The 4,684-nt window shown below is 60.7% G+C and carries 6 protein-coding genes; 2 read left to right on the top strand and 4 right to left on the bottom strand.

What is annotated here, in order from left to right; genetic code table 11:
* Positions 1-71 precede the first annotated feature (71 nt).
* Positions 72-578: a flavin reductase family protein gene (locus tag NKI72_RS34025; protein WP_352508251.1), complete on the top strand. Its 507-nt coding sequence runs from the start codon at positions 72-74 to the stop codon at positions 576-578.
* Positions 579-730: 152 nt separating this feature from the next.
* Here the strand turns inward: NKI72_RS34025 and NKI72_RS34020 are convergent, their stop codons facing one another.
* The 3 genes from NKI72_RS34020 to NKI72_RS34010 form a co-directional block, all read right to left on the bottom strand.
* Positions 731-895: a hypothetical protein gene (locus NKI72_RS34020; RefSeq protein WP_352785198.1), complete on the bottom strand. Its 165-nt coding sequence runs from the start codon at positions 893-895 to the stop codon at positions 731-733.
* Between the two features lie 181 nt (positions 896-1,076).
* Positions 1,077-1,343, bottom strand: a complete 267-nt coding sequence (locus NKI72_RS34015) for a DNA -binding domain-containing protein (protein WP_352508290.1) — start codon at positions 1,341-1,343, stop codon at positions 1,077-1,079.
* Positions 1,344-1,546: 203 nt separating this feature from the next.
* Positions 1,547-2,035 (bottom strand): hypothetical protein, encoded by a 489-nt coding sequence (locus NKI72_RS34010; protein WP_352852123.1) that lies wholly within the window; start codon positions 2,033-2,035, stop codon positions 1,547-1,549.
* A 96-nt stretch (positions 2,036-2,131) separates the two neighbouring features.
* Between NKI72_RS34010 and NKI72_RS34005 the strand changes: the two genes are divergently transcribed.
* Positions 2,132-2,596, top strand: a complete 465-nt coding sequence (locus tag NKI72_RS34005; RefSeq protein ID WP_352852121.1) for a Ros/MucR family transcriptional regulator — start codon at positions 2,132-2,134, stop codon at positions 2,594-2,596.
* Positions 2,597-3,133: 537 nt separating this feature from the next.
* On the opposite strand, the gene groL is transcribed toward NKI72_RS34005, so the two are convergent.
* The coding region (gene groL / locus NKI72_RS34000) for a chaperonin GroEL (protein WP_352852119.1) at positions 3,134-4,684 on the bottom strand (1,551 nt) is incomplete at its 5' end.

Raw genomic sequence — 4,684 nt, 5'->3', positions numbered from 1 at the left:
AATGGTTGGGATACCAAACGGCGTTGCGTCGCAAGGCGTCGTGAAGCTGCAAACACGATGAGGCTATCCAGATGACACTGACCGAACGCGTTCCCTTGGATGAAACCCGGGTTCCCCTGAAATTTGCGATGCGACATTTGGCCGGAGCCGTGTCCGTCGTCACCGCGGGTGTCGGCGACGAACGGACGGGCGCAACCGTTACCACCGCCCATTCCTTGTCGGTCGAACCTGAGGTGATGGTCGTCAGCATCAACCTAAGTTCGTCGACATGGGCCGCCATCAGCCGGCATCGGCACTTCTGCGTGAACGTACTGCGCGCCGACCAGATCGCGATTGCGGATCGTTTCGCCGGACGCGGTGGCCTGAGGGGGGCGGCGCGTTACGAGGGCGCCCGCTGGTCTAGCCTTACAAGCGGCGCATTGGCACTCGACAGCGCGCTCGCCGCGGTCGACTGTACGGTCGAGGACACGATTATTCGCCACAGTCACGCGCTGATCCTCGGCAGCGTCCGGCATGTGGTGAGCGGAGAGCCCGGCCCGGCGCTGATCTATCATCACGGCGCATACGGATCATCGTGAGCTTGTTGGGTTCGGCTCCTTTCAAACAGCTTGATTAAGCTAAACCGCGCGGAGCGATGTAAAGCGCCATCAGCCTGGCATTGGGCCACGGCGCGCCATCGCGCGAAGGGCAAGGTCGAAACCTTCGTCCACCTAGTTCACGATCCGGCCACTCAAGTCGTATCCAGGCAGACGTCGGGATAGCGGGGCAGGAAGAACTGGATCGGCATGCGCGACACCTTGCCATCCTGGTGGTCTGCGCCCTCGATCCTTTCGTCAGCGAGTGCGTTGAACGGACCTACGACAGCGGCGAGCCAGACCAAGAGGGTGTCATGCACCCTGTCGTGTCGCCTCCGAAACTCGTTTACCCGAAGCTCGCTCGATCCGGCGGTCGAGCCAACCGAGATCTTCCAATTTGAACTGAGTTCCCCGCAGCCCCGGCTGCCATACCGCTCTTGTGGCGGACGATGTGATCACGTCTGCCGCTGACAAGAGCAGGGTATTGCCGCCCGTTCTCCCTCATCCGGCGAACAATTCCCTGTAACCGGTCGTCACGATCCAGTTCGCCCGATCGAGATGGCTTCGCGCGGCTTTCCGGGCGCGCTCTGGTTCTTGCACCGGATCGATGCCGAGGACGACCTGCGCCATCTCCTCATAGCTCGCATTGTCAGCGGATGCATCCAAGAACCTCAGATAGGTCGTGAAGTGCTCCTTGTCGTAGGCGGTCAGGCTGTCGGACCAGGGGACTTCGTCTTTAAGACCCGGTTCAACGTCTGGGTATTTCATCACGATATCGGACTCCGGAACCAAGTAATCGGAACTTTTGTTTTCGACGAGCTACCTAAGCGGATGGAAACATCGTCCCCAAGACGACATTCCGATCATCATCCGCAAGTGCCCGCTCGAGGCGATAGCACCTTCTGGGCAATTCAACTCCAGGTTAAGAATGAATTGCAAAAAGCTCAAGACCGTCCGGCTGCACATCGGTTTCAGGCGGACTGCTCGTTCACATTCCCAAAGAAAGGATGGCGAAACAGAAACCGCCCGGTTTCGAGATCACTGACAAGTTCGACCCAAAGCTTACGACCGAGACGCGCGTCGCAGCAGGCTGCCGTCATGCCTGAATATGCGCCAAGCACCGCGGCACGGTCGCCAACTGTCGAGCAGCATGGATACGGACTTGCAATAACCGAGATGGATCGCATCGCGATTGGTTGGCCTTCCCGCGACAGCGGAAAGCCTGATAGAGAAAAGGCCATGATATCCATGATGCGGGGACTTCGCGAGCCGCGGAATATCGACGTCGACACTTCATGGGCGTCGCGAAACATCTTCGGCGCTTGCGTTTTGCAATTCACACGAAGTGGATCGGGATGCCAAAAACTAAGCTTCGCCCCAGTCAAGAGGCAGCCGACACTGAGCAACAACACGCGCACGACGGCGGATGCAGCGCTATGGTCCTCGGTGCCGACGAGCATCGCGATAGTCCTGCCGGGCTGTATTTGCTTCCAGCGCCAACCGCCACTATGAAGCGACGCTTCGCTGACTTTGTTTCACGCCGCCTGGAGAGTTTCATGACAGAAGAAGCCGACAATAACATGGACAACCTCATCGAGCTCACCGCCGATGTCGTCTCCGCCTATGTCTCCAACAATCCGATCCCGGTGGGGGATCTCCCTGCCCTGATCGCTCAAGTGCACGCGGCACTGAAAGGGACGGCCGGAAGCGTCTCCGCAGAAGAGCCGGGGGTCCTTAAGCCTGCAGTCCCGATCAGGAAGTCGGTGACACCGGACTACATCATCTCCCTTGAGGACGGGAAGAAATTCAAATCGCTAAAGCGCCATCTGTCGACCCACCATGGGCTGACGCCGGATGGATATCGGGCCAAATGGGGCCTGCCGGCGGATTATCCCATGGTCGCGCCGAACTACGCCGCGGCGCGCTCGTCATTGGCCAAGACAATGGGGCTCGGCCGCAAACCGAAAGCGCCGGAAGCGCCGGCGCCGACGAAGCGAACCCGCAAGAAGGTCGCGGCTTGATTTCGGCAATCGAGATTCGTTCTGGAGCGTTGCAGCCATCGGCTTAATCTGCGCGTCATATAAAAAGGCTTCAATGCGGCCGTAGCGCTTCAATTCGCTGGAATCGCTGGCCGGCGGGCGCAAACGCCACGCGATGTCGTTCACGCTGGGTCGTCGGGACAGAGCCTGGATCGAGAGTTGATTATGCGGCGCAACTTCGCACGCGGATATTTCTGGAAATGCAACGATAATCGCGGCCTTTGGCGCTCTCCACATAGTAGCAGGCAACATTGAACGCTGTCCGTCGAAAGTTGCCCCGGCCGAGCGAGGGATAGTCGCGGAAGCGTTCTATGTCCTCTTCGCCGATCGCTCGGACCTGTGACTACCGCATGTCCGGGCAAGAGGCTTCCATTGGCGAGGGAGGGCGGCAAGAACCTCGGACTGTTTCGATATAGAACGGTCCAAAATTTCGCGAGCGCCGAACTTTTCCGACCGGATCCGCGCCAAAGAAAAGGGCGGCATTGCTGCCGCCCTTCCGAGATTGTTGAGATGCGTGGATTAGAAATCCATACCGCCCATGCCGCCGCCGCCCATGCCGCCAGGCATGCCGCCAGTCGACTCCTTTTTCGGAGCCTCCGCGATCATGGCTTCGGTGGTGACCAGCAGGCCGGCGACCGAAGCCGCATCCTGGAGAGCCGTGCGCACGACCTTGACCGGATCGACGATACCCATGGCGATCATGTCGCCATATTCGCCGGTCTGGGCGTTGAAGCCGAAGGTCGGGCCCTTGTTGTCAAGGATCTTGCCGGCAACAATCGATGCTTCCGCACCGGCGTTCGAGGCGATCTGGCGGGCAGGAGCCTGCAGCGCGCGACGCACGATGGCGATGCCGGCCGTCTGGTCGGAGTTGGCGCCGGTGACGGTGATGGCCAGCGAAGCGCGCAGCAATGCGACGCCGCCGCCGGGCACGATGCCTTCTTCGACGGCCGCGCGGGTCGCGTTCAGCGCATCATCGACGCGGTCCTTCTTTTCCTTGACTTCCACTTCCGTCGCACCGCCGACGCGGATCACGGCAACGCCGCCCGCCAGCTTGGCGAGACGTTCCTGCAGCTTCTCCTTGTCGTAGTCCGAGGTGGTCTCCTCGATCTGCTGCTTGATCTGGGCAACGCGGCCCTGGATCTCTTCCTTCTTGCCGGCGCCGTCGACGATGGTGGTGTTCTCCTTGGAGATCGACACCTTCTTGGCGCGGCCGAGCATGTTGAGGCCGACATTCTCGAGCTTGATGCCGAGGTCTTCGGAGATGACCTGGCCACCGGTGAGAATGGCGATGTCTTCCAGCATGGCCTTACGGCGATCACCGAAGCCCGGCGCCTTGACGGCAGCGATCTTCAGGCCGCCACGCAGCTTGTTGACGACCAGCGTGGCCAGGGCCTCGCCCTCGACGTCTTCCGAGATGATGACCAGCGGCTTCGAGGTCTGCACGACAGCCTCGAGGATCGGCAGCATGGCCTGCAGGTTGGAGAGCTTCTTCTCGTGGAGAAGGATGTAGGCGTCTTCCAGATCCGCAACCATCTTTTCGGCGTTGGTGACGAAGTAGGGCGAGAGATAGCCGCGGTCGAACTGCATGCCTTCGACCACTTCGAGCTCGGTCTCGGCGGTCTTGGCTTCCTCGACGGTGATGACGCCCTCATTGCCGACCTTCTGCATCGCTTCCGCGATCATCGAGCCGACCGACACGTCGCCATTGCCGGCGATGGTGCCGACCTGGGCAACCTCTTCCGAGGTCTTGATCTTCTTGGCGTTCTTGATCAGCGTCGCGACGACATCGGCGACGGCGAGGTCGATGCCGCGCTTGAGGTCCATCGGGTTCATGCCGGCGGCAACCGCCTTGTGGCCTTCCTGGACGATCGACTGTGCGAGAACGGTCGCGGTCGTGGTGCCGTCGCCGGCGATGTCGTTGGTCTTCGAAGCAACTTCGCGGACCATCTGCGCGCCCATGTTCTCGAACTTGTCCTCAAGCTCGATTTCCTTGGCGACGGTGACGCCGTCCTTGGTGATGCGCGGTGCGCCGAACGACTTGTCGATGACGACGTTGCGGCCCTTGGGGCC

The organism is Mesorhizobium sp. M0437 (assembly GCF_040321335.1).
Taxonomy (GTDB): Bacteria; Pseudomonadota; Alphaproteobacteria; order Rhizobiales; family Rhizobiaceae; genus Mesorhizobium.
Note: the sequence above shows the minus strand (reverse complement) of the source record. Positions and strands in the feature narration are given on the sequence as shown.

What these genes read in the sequence shown, in the direction of transcription:
- NKI72_RS34005 (WP_352852121.1), top strand. Translation starts at nt 2,132, where the DNA reads ATGACAGAAGAAGCCGACAATAACATGGACAACCTCATCGAGCTCACC.
- NKI72_RS34015 (WP_352508290.1), bottom strand. Translation starts at nt 1,343, where the DNA reads ATGAAATACCCAGACGTTGAACCGGGTCTTAAAGACGAAGTCCCCTGG.
- NKI72_RS34010 (WP_352852123.1), bottom strand. Translation starts at nt 2,035, where the DNA reads ATGCTCGTCGGCACCGAGGACCATAGCGCTGCATCCGCCGTCGTGCGC.
- NKI72_RS34025 (WP_352508251.1), top strand. Translation starts at nt 72, where the DNA reads ATGACACTGACCGAACGCGTTCCCTTGGATGAAACCCGGGTTCCCCTG.